Annotated in this window: 18 protein-coding genes; 4 read left to right on the plus strand and 14 right to left on the minus strand. The window is 37.1% G+C overall.

The window, feature by feature from the left end; all coding sequences use genetic code 11:
- Positions 1-95: 95 nt before the first annotated feature.
- From VZL98_10275 to VZL98_10285, 3 genes are all read right to left on the minus strand, one after another.
- Entirely contained in the window at positions 96-1,073 is a 978-nt protein-coding gene (locus tag VZL98_10275) for a D-cysteine desulfhydrase family protein (GenBank protein ID WVH63073.1), read from the minus strand.
- A gap of 162 nt (positions 1,074-1,235) precedes the next feature.
- Positions 1,236-2,966 carry an IS1634 family transposase gene (locus VZL98_10280; GenBank protein WVH63074.1) on the minus strand — a complete coding sequence of 577 codons (1,731 nt, stop codon included), beginning with the start codon at positions 2,964-2,966 and terminating at the stop codon, positions 1,236-1,238.
- Positions 2,967-3,055: 89 nt separating this feature from the next.
- Positions 3,056-3,190 (minus strand): hypothetical protein, encoded by a 135-nt coding sequence (locus tag VZL98_10285; GenBank protein ID WVH63075.1) that lies wholly within the window; start codon positions 3,188-3,190, stop codon positions 3,056-3,058.
- 122 nt (positions 3,191-3,312) lie between these two features.
- Between VZL98_10285 and VZL98_10290 the strand changes: the two genes are divergently transcribed.
- The 3 genes from VZL98_10290 to VZL98_10300 are packed head-to-tail and all read left to right on the plus strand — an operon-like array spanning position 3,313 to position 5,170.
- The gene (locus VZL98_10290) at positions 3,313-4,152 is read left to right on the plus strand and encodes a M55 family metallopeptidase (protein WVH63076.1); all 840 of its coding nucleotides are present in this window, start codon (positions 3,313-3,315) and stop codon (positions 4,150-4,152) included.
- A gap of 12 nt (positions 4,153-4,164) precedes the next feature.
- Positions 4,165-4,875: an AzlC family ABC transporter permease gene (locus tag VZL98_10295; protein WVH63077.1), complete on the plus strand. Its 711-nt coding sequence runs from the start codon at positions 4,165-4,167 to the stop codon at positions 4,873-4,875.
- Positions 4,868-5,170, plus strand: a complete 303-nt coding sequence (locus VZL98_10300; GenBank protein WVH63078.1) for an AzlD domain-containing protein — start codon at positions 4,868-4,870, stop codon at positions 5,168-5,170. Before VZL98_10295 ends, VZL98_10300 begins: the two co-directional genes overlap by 8 nt.
- A 340-nt stretch (positions 5,171-5,510) precedes the next feature.
- On the opposite strand, the gene VZL98_10305 is transcribed toward VZL98_10300, so the two are convergent.
- The 3 genes from VZL98_10305 to VZL98_10315 are packed head-to-tail and all read right to left on the minus strand — an operon-like array spanning position 5,511 to position 8,142.
- Positions 5,511-6,617, minus strand: a complete 1,107-nt coding sequence (locus VZL98_10305) for a serpin family protein (protein WVH64562.1) — start codon at positions 6,615-6,617, stop codon at positions 5,511-5,513.
- Complete coding sequence (locus VZL98_10310; protein ID WVH63079.1) at positions 6,595-6,831, minus strand: hypothetical protein; 237 nt, start codon at positions 6,829-6,831, stop codon at positions 6,595-6,597. Before VZL98_10310 ends, VZL98_10305 begins: the two co-directional genes overlap by 23 nt.
- Before the next feature lie 33 nt (positions 6,832-6,864).
- The gene (locus VZL98_10315) at positions 6,865-8,142 is read right to left on the minus strand and encodes a serpin family protein (protein ID WVH63080.1); all 1,278 of its coding nucleotides are present in this window, start codon (positions 8,140-8,142) and stop codon (positions 6,865-6,867) included.
- Between the two features lie 194 nt (positions 8,143-8,336).
- Between VZL98_10315 and VZL98_10320 the strand changes: the two genes are divergently transcribed.
- Positions 8,337-9,311, plus strand: coding sequence for a dipeptidase (locus VZL98_10320; protein ID WVH63081.1), 975 nt, complete (start codon positions 8,337-8,339; stop codon positions 9,309-9,311).
- Between the two features lie 15 nt (positions 9,312-9,326).
- Here VZL98_10320 and aroQ read toward each other — a convergent pair whose 3' ends face one another.
- The 8 genes from aroQ to VZL98_10360 are packed head-to-tail and all read right to left on the minus strand — an operon-like array spanning position 9,327 to position 16,340.
- The gene (gene aroQ, locus VZL98_10325; GenBank protein ID WVH63082.1) at positions 9,327-9,773 is read right to left on the minus strand and encodes a type II 3-dehydroquinate dehydratase; all 447 of its coding nucleotides are present in this window, start codon (positions 9,771-9,773) and stop codon (positions 9,327-9,329) included.
- Positions 9,754-10,986: a shikimate kinase gene (locus VZL98_10330; GenBank protein ID WVH63083.1), complete on the minus strand. Its 1,233-nt coding sequence runs from the start codon at positions 10,984-10,986 to the stop codon at positions 9,754-9,756. Before VZL98_10330 ends, aroQ begins: the two co-directional genes overlap by 20 nt.
- Position 10,987: 1 nt before the next feature.
- Complete coding sequence (locus tag VZL98_10335; GenBank protein ID WVH63084.1) at positions 10,988-12,124, minus strand: bifunctional chorismate mutase/prephenate dehydratase; 1,137 nt, start codon at positions 12,122-12,124, stop codon at positions 10,988-10,990.
- Positions 12,111-13,211: a chorismate synthase gene (gene aroC / locus VZL98_10340; protein ID WVH63085.1), complete on the minus strand. Its 1,101-nt coding sequence runs from the start codon at positions 13,209-13,211 to the stop codon at positions 12,111-12,113. The genes VZL98_10335 and aroC overlap by 14 nt, the downstream gene beginning before the upstream one ends.
- Positions 13,180-13,530: a hypothetical protein gene (locus tag VZL98_10345; protein ID WVH63086.1), complete on the minus strand. Its 351-nt coding sequence runs from the start codon at positions 13,528-13,530 to the stop codon at positions 13,180-13,182. The genes aroC and VZL98_10345 overlap by 32 nt, the downstream gene beginning before the upstream one ends.
- Positions 13,490-14,446, minus strand: a complete 957-nt coding sequence (locus VZL98_10350; GenBank protein WVH63087.1) for a 3-phosphoshikimate 1-carboxyvinyltransferase — start codon at positions 14,444-14,446, stop codon at positions 13,490-13,492. Before VZL98_10350 ends, VZL98_10345 begins: the two co-directional genes overlap by 41 nt.
- The gene (gene aroB / locus VZL98_10355; GenBank protein ID WVH63088.1) at positions 14,443-15,504 is read right to left on the minus strand and encodes a 3-dehydroquinate synthase; all 1,062 of its coding nucleotides are present in this window, start codon (positions 15,502-15,504) and stop codon (positions 14,443-14,445) included. Before aroB ends, VZL98_10350 begins: the two co-directional genes overlap by 4 nt.
- Positions 15,505-15,518: 14 nt before the next feature.
- The gene (locus tag VZL98_10360; protein ID WVH63089.1) at positions 15,519-16,340 is read right to left on the minus strand and encodes a prephenate dehydrogenase; all 822 of its coding nucleotides are present in this window, start codon (positions 16,338-16,340) and stop codon (positions 15,519-15,521) included.
- Between the last annotated feature and the right edge of the window lie 2 nt (positions 16,341-16,342).

Consider the following 16,342-nt stretch of genomic DNA (forward strand, 5'->3'; position numbering starts at 1 on the left):
TAATCTTAAAATCCAATTAAAAAGCAAAAGATAATTCTCTAAGACAAACATCATCTTTTGCTTTTAGTATTTTCTAAATATATACCTTAATTCGGTTATCTTTCAAGCATCTCCATAACCCTATTCCTCTGCTCCATAGTCCAACCCATAAGACCTCCTGTATGGATAAATAGGATATTTTTGGCAGTTCTTAAATCTCCCTCTTTTATCTCATTATAACAGCCCTTAAAGGCTTTTCCGGTATAGCATGGGTCGAAGATAATTCCTTCGCTTTGGGCGACCTCTACGAGGAATTTTAGTTCTTCATCGGTGCTCTTTGCGTATCCTTCTCCGATGTATTTATCATTGATTACAATATTTTTGCCTAGATAATCATCATCTGCATCCATACCATCCATATTTTTAAGGATGTCTGTAATCTGCTCCTTAAATTCCTCTGAAGAGTCACTTACCGATATTCCGTAGACAAGTTTTTCCGATTTATTTAAATAGTTCCCAAGCCATAGACCTGCATATGTTCCTCCAGAACCAACGCTTAGGACAATTGCATCGAAGATGATGCCCAGTTCTTTTTCCTGGTTGAGGATTTCTTCAAAGCACTCGAGATAACCAAGTGAACCGACTGCATTTGAAGCTCCAACCGGTATTAAATAGGCTTTTCCGCCTGTGCTTTCTATCCTCTCACTTATCTCGTTCATTTTATCTTCTCTCGAGTCTTCCGGCTTTATTAGATTGACATTCGCACCGAGTACATAATCCAAGAAAAGATTCCCCTCGATTTGTTCAGGTTCTTCACCTCGGATGACTAGTTCACATTTTAGTCCGTATTTGGCACATGCTGCAGCAGTTGCTCTACAGTGATTGGACTGGGTCGCACCGGCCGTTATAATAGTGTCACATCCTGTTTTTACGGCTTCAGCCAAAGCGTATTCAAGCTTCCTGATTTTATTTCCCGAGTACTCTGTCCCTGTAAAATCATCTCTTTTTACATATAGATTTGTGTCCAGTTCATTCGAAATCTTCTCAAGTTTTTCTATTCTGGTCGGTAAGTTTGCTATTTTAAGTTTTTCCATTACACCACCTCATTAAAATCCTATATTTATTTTATCAAATGATGAGATATTTAGCTAATATACTGAAAATGCTACTCATTCTATGATATACTCCTGAGTTTATCACTTTTAAAATACAACGAAGGCTAGAAACTTGTAATTTCCAAGCTTCTAGCCATGTTTTTATCTCCAATCCTTTGTTGTACACCAACCTCTCCCGAATTGTTTCAACTTCTCTAACTTCACAATCTGTTGCTTCCAATCTATCTTTAGTTTTTCTAGTATTTTAAGCCAATCTTCATTACCATATACTTTCATGTATCCTTGACCCAATTCATCTGTCAGCGCACTTTTTAATGAATCAACTATTCTTGATACACTCCATTCTCCATCTAATAAATATTGTACGATTCGAAGGAGCACCAATGCGATAAAGCAAGTTAGAAAGTGTGCTTCAATATGATTTTTTTCTGTTACATACACCGGTCGGGTTTTAAGTTCTGTCTTTGTGATTCTAAAGCACTCTTCTATTTTGTAGAGCTGACGGTAGTTCGCCATCATTTCCTCATCACTCATCTTTAACTCGCTGGTTACCAGAACGTTGATTCCATCAAATTGTGCATCAAAATCAACCAATTCATAATCTATTCCTATGAAAGGATGCAATACTTGTCGCTCTCCAGTTTGTTTATCTACTACATATTGCTCAAGATACTTCTTTCCGCCTTTTTTACAAGTCATACGATATCTTTCTGGATCTCGTAGAGAAGCTGCATAAGCAAGTGCTCCATCTCTTCGGATTTTCTCTCGTTTAGCATAGGCTTCACTCCAAGTAACTAGAACTTTCTCCTTCACTACAACTCCATTTCCAAGGTTTCTTTCTCGAATAGTACTCTTTTTTGCGAAGGTTTGTCGATTGTTGTATTCCCAACCTTCTGGTTTTAGTATGAACTCCTGTATATCTTTAGGTGCACCTCGCTTGCCTCGATGTTTTTGGGAGAACAGCCAACCATCTCCTCGTTCGTAAATCGCCAATACGTTTTTCTTACTGTTCATTGCCTTATCCGCTACGCTGACTAATCTTTCAATCCCAAACTGTTTTTTCACTCGTTCTGCTGAAGGTAGATAGGTAATCGGATTGGTATGGTTTCCAGGGAACAGTTCATATGAAATAGGGATGGAGTTTTGATCCATGAACAGTCCCATTTGAACAATAGGATTTGGTCTTCGTTCTTTACTTGGACCACGCTTACGCATTCCTACTTCCTGTATCTCTCCATCTTCATCCAGTACATCTGGATCATCAAGATCTGTTTCATAGTAGTAGTTGGTGACATCGTAGTATACAAGCGTAGCAGTACGTCCTATGGTTTGAGTAATCTGTTGATGCATGGTAAGGAGCAGCTCATCTTTACACATGGCAAATACATCTAAAGCTCTATCCATATCATTCGAAGATATTTTCCAATCCCCAAAAAGTTCATCTTGGTTCATACGTGCTTTGGTTTTACTTCCAGGATCTAAAATACGCTGGTAAACCAGAAGTTTCAAGATTTTGGTTGGATCAAACTTGAACCTTCGACCTTGACAGCCAACTCTTAGAGTTTCTTCGACTTTCAAAAGACGAAGAAGATCATCTAAAAACATCCATCCATAATTTTTGAGAGAATTCGAAATGGGAGAATCTAATTGAAATGGGATATTTATTACTTTTTCAATTTTCTCTGAAAGAAGTCCCTCTTTCGCTTGACGTCTTAATCTTTCAAATGCACCAGGCTCATTACGCTCCAACACCTCCAGTTGACCATAGCTTTTGAGCGTTCTTTGACGAACTTTATCCTTGTCCCGGTATCCTTCTACGAGATAGACGTATTCTTTTCCTTCTCTATTTTTTCGTTTAATAATATATGCCATAATATAATTATACCACAAACAACCGTATACAACAAGCATAAAAATAGAAAAACCGTGATAAATCGCTTTAATTTAGCGAATCACGGTTATTATTTTCTAAGAGAAGTGATAAACTCGGGTGTAAAATCATCTCTTTTTACATATAGATTTGTGTCCAGTTCATTCGAAATCTTCTCAAGTTTTTCTATTCTGGTCGGTAAGTTTGCTATTTTAAGTTTTTCCATTACACCACCTCATTAAAATCCTATATTTATTTTATCAAATGATGAGATATTTAGCTAATATACTGAAAATGCTACTCATTCTATGATATACTAACAGAAAACATAGTAAAACGGAGGTATTTATGAAACTGTTTATTTCTGTCGACATGGAAGGTATTGCAGGAATTGTAAGTAATTATGAGGAGTTCAACGAGAGGGATTTATACAGGGATTCTATAATGTTCCAGTTAAAATCCATAGTTAATGGCATTCAAGCATCTGAACTCAATAATGAGATAGAAGAAATAACTATTTGTGATTCACATTTCGAAGGGAAATCTATAGTCTATAGGGATGTATCCAAGCTCGATGACAGGATTAGATTAATCTCCGGATCTCCGAGAAAAACCTTTATGGTTTCTACCATTGACAATAGCTATGCCGGGGTTATCTTTGTTGGATATCATGCTGGAGCCGGGACTTTACATGGAAATATGGAGCATAGTTTTTACGGAAAAGTTGTACATCACATATATGTAAACGAAATTCCTGTGAATGAATCCATGGTCAATGCAATACATAGTAAAGACAATGGCGTACCCGTTATTCTTATAGCCGGTGACGATAAACTTAAAGAACAGCTCGACAATCTTGGCTTTTTAATCGATGTACCTTATATCATTACAAAAGAATCTATTTCAAGATTTGCAGCCAAATACAAAGCAAGAAAAGCGTTGAAAAAGGAGAGCATAGAAAAGTCCAAATGGGCAGTGGAGAATATTTCCGAAATAAATCTCATCGACATAAATGCGCCATACAATTTGAGAATTGAGTTTAATAAAACTATCATGGCGGACTATGTGGAATTAATTCCGGGTGTCGAGAGAATAGATGCTTACAATATTGGATTTGAGTGTTCTAATTCTATGGACTTAATATGTGCGATTTCCGCATTTACACGATTGGCGGGAACAGCAGAATAAGCGGTGATTGATGTGCGTGAAACAAATGATTATATAAGAGGAATAAAAGACGGCATTCCAATATTTCTGGGTTATCTTGCCGTGTCCTTCAGCTTTGGTATTCAAGCTAGAAAAATGGGCTTAAACCTTGCACAGTCGGGTATACTATCTGCCAGCAATGTCACTTCAGCAGGACAGTTTGCTGGACTGAAGATGATGTTTTCAGGAGCAACTCTACTCGAGCTTGCAATTGCTCAGCTCATAATTAACTCGAGATACATCCTGATGTCAGGAGCATTATCCCAAAAAATATCTACCGATGAAAGCATGCTTAACAGGCTAGTAATGGCTCATGGAATTACCGATGAAATCTTTGCACTTTCAATAGCAGAAGTCGGTGTCCTTAAACCCGTGTATTTTTATGGACTTATGACCTCAGCAATACCGGGATGGATACTGGGAACGATCCTTGGAGTTATTTCAGGAAATCTTCTCCCTGAGCCGATGCTAGATGCACTGGGGATTGCTCTATATGGGATGCTCATAGCGATAATCATCCCTCCTGCAAAGCAAAACCGCACAATAGCTGCGCTTGTTATAATATCTATGGTATCTTCCTATTTATTTACCAAGCTGCCGGTATTAAACACATTATCGCCTGCTATGATTATCATTATCTTAACTATTGTAATAACTTCCATAGCAGCATACTTCTTCCCTATCCCGGAGGCAGACCATGAGTAATCCATATATGAATATTGCGGTAATGGCCATTGTAACCTATGTAATAAGAGCGCTTCCGCTTACCTTGATCAGAAAACAAATAGACAGTAGCTTTGTAAAATCATTTTTATACTATGTACCATTTGTAACTTTGAGTTTACTTGTGTTTCCATCAATACTCTATTCAACCAGTTCGATTTACTCAGCTATTGCAGGCTTCGCCGTAGCAGTGATTCTCGCTTATCGTGAGAAGAAATTGATCGTAGTCTCCATGGTGGCTGTCTTGGTTGTATATATTGTCGGGATATTAATCTAATACTATTTTAAATTAATGAGGAGCTGTAATTATACAGCTCCTTTACTATGTTTTAGATTTTCAGAGATGTTGGAGGTAGCGACGAAAAGATGTCGCTTTTTGTACATCTCTCCCTCAGTCAGCAGAGCTGACAGCTCCCTCGTCAGATGGAGCCAATAAAAGCCAAATACTTAAACCATAAAACTATGGTTAGTTGAACAATAATTGCCGAGAGATTAGTTTTTGAGAGCCTCCATCTGACGAGGGAGGTGGGTCGCCAAAGCGACTCGGAGGGAGAGATACAAAGAAAGGAATTCGAAGAATTCTACTTCTATATTCCAAATCCACAACCACACCCAACTTATAAATCCACCACATTCCCTACAAATACAATCTCTTGCGTATTAAGTGTAATTAAAAATAAAAATGGTCTATTTAAATTCAGTGTCATTTTATCTTCACTCGGTTTTTCCTCGGCTTTATCCGAAATTTCAGTTACGGCAGCAGCTTTTGCACCTTCTTCATTTACTATTATTTTTGCTTTTTGGGCAATTTTACTTATAAAACCGTCCATATTTGTAGTAAAAGCATGGCTTAAATCTGCACCCTGTCCTAGAGTCTCTGTTAAATCCAAATCTCTTAAAAGCTCGTCATAAGAACTTTCAATCTCAAATTTTGGAAGATTAATTGTTAATTCCCCAGATTTCATAACTACATTTATATAATCGGTCAAGAAATCCTCATTGGACAAAAGTTCCTGGGGTGAGCTTCCCTCACTTGGTAAGATAAAGTGTATGCTTCCGTTTTTCATTAACAGTTGAGCTGCTTTATAACTATCACCCTCATAAAAGTAACCGTCTTCCGTAGTCTGAGTCATGAATTCTGTATCCGGATTGTCTTTGCTTACTCCATAAAAAGTATCTATATAATTGTTACTTTCTTCAAATTTTTCAATCCAGGTAGATTCATAATATACTGCATTAAGTAGAACGGATTTAAGATCGATATCTTTTAATGTTTCTTTTGAATTGAGTTTTATCATCCCTTTTGTGGTCTTAAGCGCCCAATTATCAATGTCCTCATAGGAATCATCGTCATTAAAGTCCGTGGCAAATACATGTGCATAAAAATTATCGTTTAAGATTTTTAGATACTCAGGATTTAAATCATCCTTGAACACACCATCTACCCAATAAGAATTGGTAACCACAAGACCGTCTTTTGCATGCTCATTCTCTACCAGATTTTTTATAGCATTCGCCAGATTGATATCTCCTACATTTAAGAATTCATCAAGCTTTAACTTAGTTTCGCCATCCGCCATTTCTCTTAGCATAGATAATGCAATGTATAGAGAAATTGGAGAGTATACGCTGTTTTTCTTAGAATCCTTCAATAAGATGGAGCTGGTCTGAGAAGAAAATCCATTGACAATTTCTGTGAGTTCATGTGTGGGGAAAATCCTCACGTTTTCTAATCTCAACAGGTTCTGTTAAAAGTTCTGAAGCTTTTAGTTTTTCATCCATTAATTCTTCAGACTCCTCGTCTTGCTTATCTTCTCTGACAGAGACTTCTGATTCTTGTTTTTTATCTTCCATCTTCTCTCCAGCAGGTACACATGCTGTTAAAAGCATTGTAAATGCAAGAACAATCGTTATGATTTTCAATGCAATATCTTTCATTTAAATCTCCCTCATACTATTTAAACCTACTACTTAAAACTTGACGACCTTTCCTGTGAAGATTATTTCTCCTCCGTTTAAAGTTATAAGAAAAATAAAAGGTTTATCAAATTTTATTTCGAGTTCGTCGCCTATAGGCATGGACTCTTCTACTACTTCAGCTGTAACGGCTGCAGCTTTGGCACCTTCTTCATAAACTTCCACTTTGGCTACTTGTATAATGCCACTGACTGCAAATCCTTCTCCCCCGGTTTTAAAGGCTCTGCTAAGGTTAGGAGCAGCAGCCTCCCCGACTATATCTGAAAGCCCTAAAAGGTCCAATAAATTTTTCAGCTCACTTTCAACCTCGTACTTTGGAATAGAAATATTAAGTACTCCATTAGTCCTTTCGGCTGACATATACTCATTGAAGAAATTTTCATTTTCCAATAATTGATCCACTGTTTTATCGTTTTTAGGTAAAATAAAATGCATTGATCCATTTTTCATACTAAGCGTAGCTGCATCATAATCCTCGCCTACCGTAAATTCACCTTTTTCTATCATTTGGAACATATACTCTATTTCACTTACCTGTCCATCAATCCCGTAAAACTTGTCTTTATAGTTATTATCCTTATTAAATTGATTTTCCCAATTAGACTGGAAGAAAACAGCATTTAATAGTACGGAAACTATATTTGGACTTTGAAATAAGTCTTTTGAATTATAATCGATCATATCATTGGTCGCAATTTTAGCCCAATTATCGATATCATTATAAGCACCTTCATTCGTAAAATCAGTTGCAAATGCATATGCATAAAAATGCTCTTTAAGTACATTTAGAAAATTAGGACTTGTATTATCTGCATGATTTAAGGATACCCAGTACGAGTTATTTATCTGTAGTCCATTTAGTGCTTTTTCATTTTCCATTATTTTTTGAAGTTCTGCTGCAAGTTCAATATTTTCTGCTCCCATATATTGACTTAGTTTAGTAAGAGTTTCTCCATCTGCCATCTCTCTTAACATTGCAGTTGCATAATACACGGATATTGGTGAATATACCATATTTTTATTATCACTTTTCAAGACAATCGACGAAGTCTTGGAAGAAAAAGTATTCAGTATATTTTTAATATCTTCCGAAGTATCATTTTTTACCGATTTTACATCATTTGGCTTTGCCAGTACTTTTGAGATCTCAAGCTTTAAATCTGAAGTCTCCCCTTTGGATTCATTCTCTACCTTACCCGGCATACATGCTGTAAGCATTAAAATCGCAATCAGCATAATCGACACAATCTTAATTATTTTCTTGGTTTTCATGGCTCTCTCCTTTGTATTATTAAATATACCGCAATTTCTCTCCAAAAAGCATGAACACTTCATACAACCATGCCTTTAGTTATATAACGGACTAAGTCAGATTTTGTGACAATTTCATATAATCTAATTACATTCAGAATTCATCAAACTTATGATATTATAAGTATATGATTTTTACGAAAGGGGATTTTGCAATGCCAATAATAGATTTACATGTAGACACTTTACTACTACTCCAAAGAAGAGATAATTCAGGAGATTTATATACCAACCAAAATACATCTTTAGATATTGAAAAAATGAAGACCGGAAATTATATGGCTCAGTTTTTTGCCATGTACTTAGAACCTGAAGCTGAAATGGAAAAGGACAATATAGAAAGAGTTTCAAGACATCAACTCTTGGAAAATATGATGGACAGTTTTTATGAAAATCTTGATGCTAATTCATCTCATATAGCATATGCAGGAAGTTATTCCGATTTGATTAAAAACAATGAAAAGGGACTCATCTCCGCATTTTTGACGCTTGAAGACGGTGCGATAATCGGCGGTAGTATGGATAAGATTAAATATTATTATGATAAAGGTGTGAGACTGATTACTCTCACTTGGAATTTCGAAAACTGTTTCGGTTATCCAAACTCCACTGACAGAAATATAATGGAAAGAGGTCTAAAACCATTTGGAAAAGAAGCAATTGAGTACATGAATGAGCTAGGCATCATAATAGATGTTTCTCATCTATCTGACGGAGGATTTTACGATGTTTTGGAGATTTCTAAAAAACCTTTTACGGCATCCCATTCAAATGCCCGCGCAATTACGCCTCATCAGAGAAATCTAACCGATGATATGATAAAGAAGCTAGCGAATGCAGGTGGAGTCACCGGACTAAACTTCTGTAATTCATTTTTGTCTGAGCGAGATGAAACGCATTCGTATATTTCAGACATGGTTTTACATCTTAATCATCTTAAAAATAAGGGTGGAGAAGATTTTGTTTCACTTGGCTCCGACTACGACGGGATTTCAAATACAGTTGAGGTATCCGGTCCACATGAAATGGAAAAACTCTTTGATGCCCTATCTAAAGCAAAATGGACGGCAAGACAAATAGATAAACTAAGTCATTTAAATGCATTAAGATTTATAAAGGACAGCCTATAAAAAAGTGGATTGGCTTTAAAGCCGATCCACTTTTCCATATTTTTCTATTAAATAATCCATAGCCAAGACATATCCTTCAAAGCCCAAACCTTCAATGGTTTTCTCGCAGTAGAGTCCGGGATATGATACCTGCCTAAAATCTTCTCTATAAGATACCTTGGAAAGATGAACCTCTACAGCAGGTAGCCCGACCGCCTTTAATGCATCTAAAATTGCTATAGATGTATGAGTATACGCCGCAGGATTTATGATTATTGCATCATCGCTATTATAGGCATCTTGGATTATATCTACAATCTCGCCCTCGTGATTTGACTGAAAAATCGTAAGATTCACATCATTCTCACGTGCATGGTTTTCAACATATTTTATTAAATCCTCATAAGTTTTATTTCCATATATACCCGGTTCTCTGATTCCCAGCATATTTATATTCGGTCCGTTAATCAGCAATATTCTCATAAAAATCCTCCAATATAGATTCCGCAGTCTCATTTATCACCGTATTGTTTACGCTTTTATCTGAAAAAAATTCATATAAATCTTTTCTGTTTTCCCATAAACTATTTACAGCATCCATATCCTTGGATAGCGGTCTTCCGCCTGTAGAGAGCTTCTGCAGATCTCTTTCTATAAAATAAACTCTGCCGTTTTGAATAAGAGGCTCATAGTTTTCCATCCTGGTTACAACTCCGCCACCTGTAGAGATGACGCATCCCGTCTTCTTTCCTGCCTCTCTTACCGCATCTATTTCCAATTTTCTAAAATGTTCTTCCCCGTATTTTTCAAAAATAAGCGGAATTACCATCCCTGACTTTTGCTCAATCAGTTCATCGGTGTCGATAAAGACCTTACCCGATTTTTCAGCAATCAATCTACCTATCGTACTTTTTCCTGAGCCGGGCATCCCTACCAATACTATATTGCCCGTTTCCCTTCTAAGGTCTGTGATTATTTCTTCAATTAAATTATTAGATATATTTTTATTTTGAAATATTTCCGTAGCTGCTACAGCTTGGACGACGAGCATGGGCAGTCCATCCGAATTAACTATTCCAAGCTTTCTTGCATCCAGTATCAATTTGGTTCTCATAGGATTGTACACGACGTCAAGTACGGCAGTGAGCTTAGAAAATCTCTTGAGATCAACCAAACTCTCCAGATTGTTCGGATACATGCCAACAGGTGTTGTATTTACAATTATGTCTGCATCAGCATAATCATAGATATCTTTAAGGCTTGGACTTGTACTCCTCCCAAGTTTAACCACTTTAGCATTCCTGTCTTTTAAGACAGCAGCTACGGTTTTAGAGGTTGCTCCATTTCCTAAAATCAATACTGTCTTATTCTCGGTTTCAATACTATTTCTATCCAGGATATACTCAAATCCGGCATAATCGGTATTGTCTCCAATAATCTTACCACTATCCGTTTTAAAGATTGTGTTTACGCAGCCAATCGAGCTCGCCCTTTCTCTTATCTCATCGCAGTATTTCATAACCTCTTCTTTATAGGGGATGGTTACATTTAGTCCGTGTATATCACTTCTTTTAATTAAATCCTCTATCTCGCCAGGCTCACGCTCAAAGAGTTCGTAGCTATAATCTCCAAGCTTTTTATGAATCACAGGTGAGTATGAATGCCCTAATTTTCTACCTAAAAGTCCGAATTTCATCTTAATACTCCTGATAATTACCTAAAAAAGCAAATCTATCTGAACTTCTATGAAATTCATCTATAAGCTCGAGCACTCCTTCCGACTCAATGCTCCCTTCGAAATCAAAATAAAACATAAATTCAAAATCAGTTCCAGAAATAGGTCTGGATTCAAGTTTTGTTATATTCAGTCCCAGTGCAGCAAATTTAGCCATAATATGATATAGTCCGCCCGGTTCATGCGGAGCAGTAAGCATTAGTGAAACTTTGCTGGATCCGGGATATAAAAGCATATCTTTAGCAATACAAATAAATCTGGTGTAATTATTTTCGCTATTTTGAATATTTTCCTTTACGACATTTAATCCATAGAGCTCAGCACAGTATTTTGAAGAGATTGCAGCGATATCATCTCTGTCACTTTCAGCAATATACTTGGCAGCAGCTGCCGTATTTGAAAAGTAAGTCGTCTTTATATTCGGGTATTCCTTTAAAAACTCGCTACATTGCTCAAGAGCCTGCGGATGAGAAACTATCTCTGTAATATTTCCCATTGCCGTACCCTCTTTTGCAAGTAGAACATGCTTTATAAATAATTTATAAGATCTTACGATATAGAAGTTTTTCTCGAGCATGAGGTCATAAACCTCTTTAACTGAACCATTTGAACTATTTTCAATTGGAAGAATTCCAAAATCACAAAGCCCCTTGTTTACAGCATCGAAAACATGTCCGAATGTTTTAAAATACATTATATCTCCCATTGGAAATATCTTATCGCATGCTTGTTGAGAATATGCCCCTTCAGTTCCTTGTACCGCAATTATCCCGCTGTTTGGAAATACTCTGGGACTGTTATTTACAGCTTCTGCAAGTTTTTTTCTATAATCACTTTCACCATAGAGCTTACTTCTTTGGTAACTCTTACTAACTGAAAATAATGTATTATAAAGCATTCGCGTATAAGTTTTTAATTCTTCAGATTTAGAAGACATTCTCGAAAGAATCTCTCTTTCTCTGCTTTTATTGACAAGCGCAAGTTTGTTTTCCTTCTTTTGCTCTGCTACTTCAGCGCTTAGTTTCATCCTCTGTTCATAGAGTTCGAAGATTTTATCGTCAATATCATCTATTTCCATTCTAATTTTATCTAAGTCCATTATTAACCTCCCACAAATCTAGTATTACCAGTGCACATACAGCCTCGATAACCGGAACTGCTCTTATTGCTATGCATGGATCATGTCTTCCCTCAACGACAAGCTCAGTCTCAACACCCTCAGTTATAGAAAATGAGTTTTGCGGTTTTGAAATAGATGAAGCCGGTTTCATTCCAACCTTAAATATCACGGGCATGCCATTTGTGATGCCTCCTACAACTCCTCCGCAGTGATTCGTCTTCGTTCTAACATTTCCATCCACTATCTCATATTCGTCATTATGCATAGAACCTTTCATGGTCGTTGCTCCGAATCCCGTACCGAAAGAAATCCCTCTAATTCCCGGAACACTGAAGATTCCTCTAGCCATCATGGATTCAAAACTACTGTAATTCGGTTCCCCCAAACCCACTGGAAGTCCTAACGCCATACAGGTGATCTCACCACCTATGGAATCTCCCTCTTCTCTAGTCTTAAGTATCAATTCCTTCATCTTATCTCCTGCAGTCTCCGAGATTACAGGAAAGTCTTTCACAGATACACTCTCTAAATCTTCCTTTTTAGGACTCACAGTATCCCAAGACTCATCCTCTATTCCGCCGACATTTGAGAGATGAGCTGCGATTGTAACTCCCCTTCTCTTTAAAATTTGAAGGGCTATCCCGCCGGCAATACATAGAGGTGCAGTAATCCTACCTGAAAAAGGTCCACTCCCTCTCATGTCCATATGTCCACCGTATTTTATATGTGATACAAAATCAGCATGTGAAGGTCTTGGTACATCCCTTAGATTATTGTAATCGACAGATCTGGCATCATTATTTCGGATTATGGCACTCACAGGACTTCCGACGATGGTATTGTTTATAATCCCTGATAAAAATTCCGGTCTGTCCTCTTCACGTCTTTTGGTAGTGTATTCACTCTTCCCGGGAGCACGTCTGTTTAAAAACTCCATCAATTCATCCATATCTATAACTTCACCGGGAGGAAGTCCGTCGATTACCACACCGATACCCTTACCATGTGATTCTCCAAATACAGTTGTTATTACCTTAGAACCTAAACTCGCCGTCAATAATCTCACCTCCAAGTGATTTAAAATCTTCGAAAAATTTCGGATATGATTTGGTGACTGCACGCGGATTTTCAATGATTACATCCTCTTTGCATATCATGGAAGCTATGCTTGTCGCCATTACCAGCCTATGATCTCCCTCTGAAGAAGTCGTACCGCCTGTTAAGCCAGCAGTGCCGTACACCAATAATTCGTCTTCTTTTTCTTCTACTCTACCGCCCAAATCCCTAATCATCTTAGCAACAGAACTAAGTCTGTCACTTTCTTTAAGTCTCAATCTCTTACCATTATAAAATCTGGAAACACCTGATTTTGCTGGAAGCGGCAATAACTGCAAGTATCGGTAGTGTATCCGGTATCTCCTTTAAATCCACCTCAGATGCTCTGATTTCAGAATTCATGACTACTACTTTATCTTCCGTTAAATATATATTGATATTAAAAGACTTCAAAACATCTATTATCTGCCTGTCGCCTTGAACCGAATTTATATTAAGTCCCGTAATCGTAATACCTTCTCCAAAAGCACCGGCAGCTAAAAAGAAAGCTGCATTTGACCAGTCACCTTCTACTTTATAATCAGTAGCCAAGTATTTTTGGCTCTCTATATGGTAGGAGTTTTCCCCTTGTTCAACCTCTATCCCGAATTCAGTAAGTACCTCTATGGTCATATCTACATATGGCTTAGATTCAAGTTCAGATTCAAGTACGATGTCGGAACTGAAACTGTGAAGTGGAGATGATAAAAGAAGTCCTGAAACATACTGAGAACTGACATCACCCGGTAGAGTATATCTTCCGGCATGTAGTCTCCCGCTTGTGGTAAATGGAAGTTTATCTGAATCAAAACTGACTCCGGCATTCTTCATAACATTTATTAAATCTATAATAGGTCTGTTAGGCAGTCTACCTCTTCCTATAAAACTGCATTTTTCATATATCGAAGATGCAACAGGAAGCAAAAACCTAAAAGTCGATCCGCTTTCCCATACATCCACAACCGGTGTTTCAGTTCGCTTTACTATGGGGTTTACGACTATATACCCAGGCTCCGGTCTTGTGATTTCAGAACCGAGTTCTCTTAAACAGTTTATCGTCACTTCAATATCATCGGATGTTCCGTTAAAGATTATCTTAGCCGGTTTATCGCTTAAAGCAGCAGCGATTATCGCTCTATGTGCGTATGATTTGGATGGAATTGAAGCAATCTCACCGTGAAGTTTTTTACCGTTTACGCGAATCAACTCATCACCCCCTGCTTAAGCATTATATATAGTTCATCATAATTCATTTTAATGATGACTGGTTTTTCAATATCTCTAAACATGATTACATTTATGCTTTCCAGATGTCCCTTTTTGTCTCCTTTGCAATACTCTAAAAGCTCTTCAATAGGATATAGTGTATTAGTTGGAAGCTTGTTTACATTTAAAAGTTCCAAAACTTCATCTGCAACACCTTCCTCAATTATTCCTTGCGCCAAACCCGCTCTGGTTATAATTGCAATACCTATGGCGACAGCATAGCCATGTCTCATTTTGTATCCGCTTGCCTTTTCGATTGCATGCCCCACAGTATGACCTAAATTTAATAATTGCCTCTTGCCCGCTTCAAATTCATCTTGCTTTACAATCTCGGCTTTATGACTTACACACTTACTTATTACTTCGCTTAAATCAGGACTTTGGGAATCCAGTTTTGAGAACAATCTCTTAAAAAGCTCACCGTCAAATAAAACTGCATACTTTATAATTTCAGCAACTCCGCTTCTAAAATCATCCATTGGCAGCGTTTCTAAGAGGTCGGGATCACAGAGGACAAATTTGGGCTGTTTAAATACTCCTACGAGATTCTTGCCCGAGCTTAAATTTACTGCGGTTTTACCACCGACTGATGAATCTACAGCTGCCAGAAGCGTTGTCGGAATCTGAATATAATCTATCCCTCTTTGATAAATACCTGCTGCAAATCCACCTAAATCGCCTACCACGCCGCCACCAAATGCAATTAATCCGTCAGACCTGTTAAAGTGGTTTTCAGCCATAAAGGTTAAAAGCTCTTCCAGTATAGACATGGATTTTGACTCTTCACCTGCAGGAACCACATATTTAACTATTTTAATCTGTCTGTTTTTAAAAATCTTCTCAATTCTTTCGCCATATATCCTATCTACATTCTCATCGGTTAAAAGTAAATACTTTACATAGCCATTTGACCGGATATATTCTCCTAATCTATCGATTATTCCTCTGTCGATATATACCGAATATGGCTTTGAACTGCTTACTTTTACAATATTCATCTCTATCCCATCCTCTAAGAGTACATCTTACTCTTGCTCTCGACACCTTCAACCAATAATCTTTTCAGTTCATCTTCATCATCTGAATCTATCGCATCTTTATATTTTTCAAGCTCTTCAATAAGATAGTCTACTTCCCTACTCAAATTCTCTTTATTTCCTAAAAATAATTCTGTCCACATATCCGCATCAAGAGTAGCTACTCTGGTTAAATCTTTCAAGCTATCTGCAGATAATCCTTCATGCTCCATTGATGTTTTTGATTTTACCAAAGCATTGGAGACAATATGTGCTAATTGAGATGTGTATGCAATAACCCTATCATGATCCGAATCTGTCGTGGTTTTTATAAGATTAAATTTCAATCCTAAAAAATAATTGTATAGCCATATAGGTATATTGCCTTCATGAGGCACGAGTACCATAGATGCACCTTCAAACATATCCGCTGAAGAATTATCATAACCACCTAATTGACTGCCTGCCATAGGGTGTCCACCAATATAAGTGAATCCCCTAAGTTTAGATATAGGGAGGATACTGTCAGAAACGACTTGTTTAATACCACATAGATCTATTAAAATCCCCTTAATATTAGGATTTTCTTTTACAAATTTGATTGCCACGCTTGGATTGACAGCTAGGAGAAGCAAATCCATCTCCGGTATAGAGTCTATATCTAATTCCCTATCTATAGTACCTTCTGAAACGGCTTTTTCCATCGTCTTTTCATCTATATCATATCCAAAAACTGTATTATGAGTATAAGCCTTTGTGGCTTTTGCTATAGAAGCTCCAATTAAACCTAAACCAACAATACCAATCTTATAATTCATTT

The sequence above is a fragment of the Peptoniphilaceae bacterium AMB_02 genome (genome assembly GCA_036321625.1).
GTDB lineage: Bacteria > Bacillota > Clostridia > Tissierellales > Peptoniphilaceae > Microaceticoccus > Microaceticoccus formicicus.

Excerpts from the sequence above, each read along its gene's own strand:
- aroB (WVH63088.1), bottom strand. The coding sequence starts at position 15,504 with ATGAATATTGTAAAAGTAAGCAGTTCAAAGCCATATTCGGTATATATC.
- VZL98_10290 (WVH63076.1), top strand. The coding sequence starts at position 3,313 with ATGAAACTGTTTATTTCTGTCGACATGGAAGGTATTGCAGGAATTGTA.
- VZL98_10320 (WVH63081.1), top strand. The coding sequence starts at position 8,337 with ATGCCAATAATAGATTTACATGTAGACACTTTACTACTACTCCAAAGA.
- VZL98_10335 (WVH63084.1), bottom strand. The coding sequence starts at position 12,124 with ATGGACTTAGATAAAATTAGAATGGAAATAGATGATATTGACGATAAA.
- VZL98_10280 (WVH63074.1), bottom strand. The coding sequence starts at position 2,966 with ATGGCATATATTATTAAACGAAAAAATAGAGAAGGAAAAGAATACGTC.
- VZL98_10285 (WVH63075.1), bottom strand. The coding sequence starts at position 3,190 with ATGGAAAAACTTAAAATAGCAAACTTACCGACCAGAATAGAAAAACTT.
- VZL98_10360 (WVH63089.1), bottom strand. The coding sequence starts at position 16,340 with ATGAATTATAAGATTGGTATTGTTGGTTTAGGTTTAATTGGAGCTTCT.
- VZL98_10310 (WVH63079.1), bottom strand. The coding sequence starts at position 6,831 with ATGAAAGATATTGCATTGAAAATCATAACGATTGTTCTTGCATTTACA.
- VZL98_10300 (WVH63078.1), top strand. The coding sequence starts at position 4,868 with ATGAGTAATCCATATATGAATATTGCGGTAATGGCCATTGTAACCTAT.
- VZL98_10275 (WVH63073.1), bottom strand. The coding sequence starts at position 1,073 with ATGGAAAAACTTAAAATAGCAAACTTACCGACCAGAATAGAAAAACTT.
- aroQ (WVH63082.1), bottom strand. The coding sequence starts at position 9,773 with ATGAGAATATTGCTGATTAACGGACCGAATATAAATATGCTGGGAATC.
- VZL98_10330 (WVH63083.1), bottom strand. The coding sequence starts at position 10,986 with ATGAAATTCGGACTTTTAGGTAGAAAATTAGGGCATTCATACTCACCT.
- VZL98_10315 (WVH63080.1), bottom strand. The coding sequence starts at position 8,142 with ATGAAAACCAAGAAAATAATTAAGATTGTGTCGATTATGCTGATTGCG.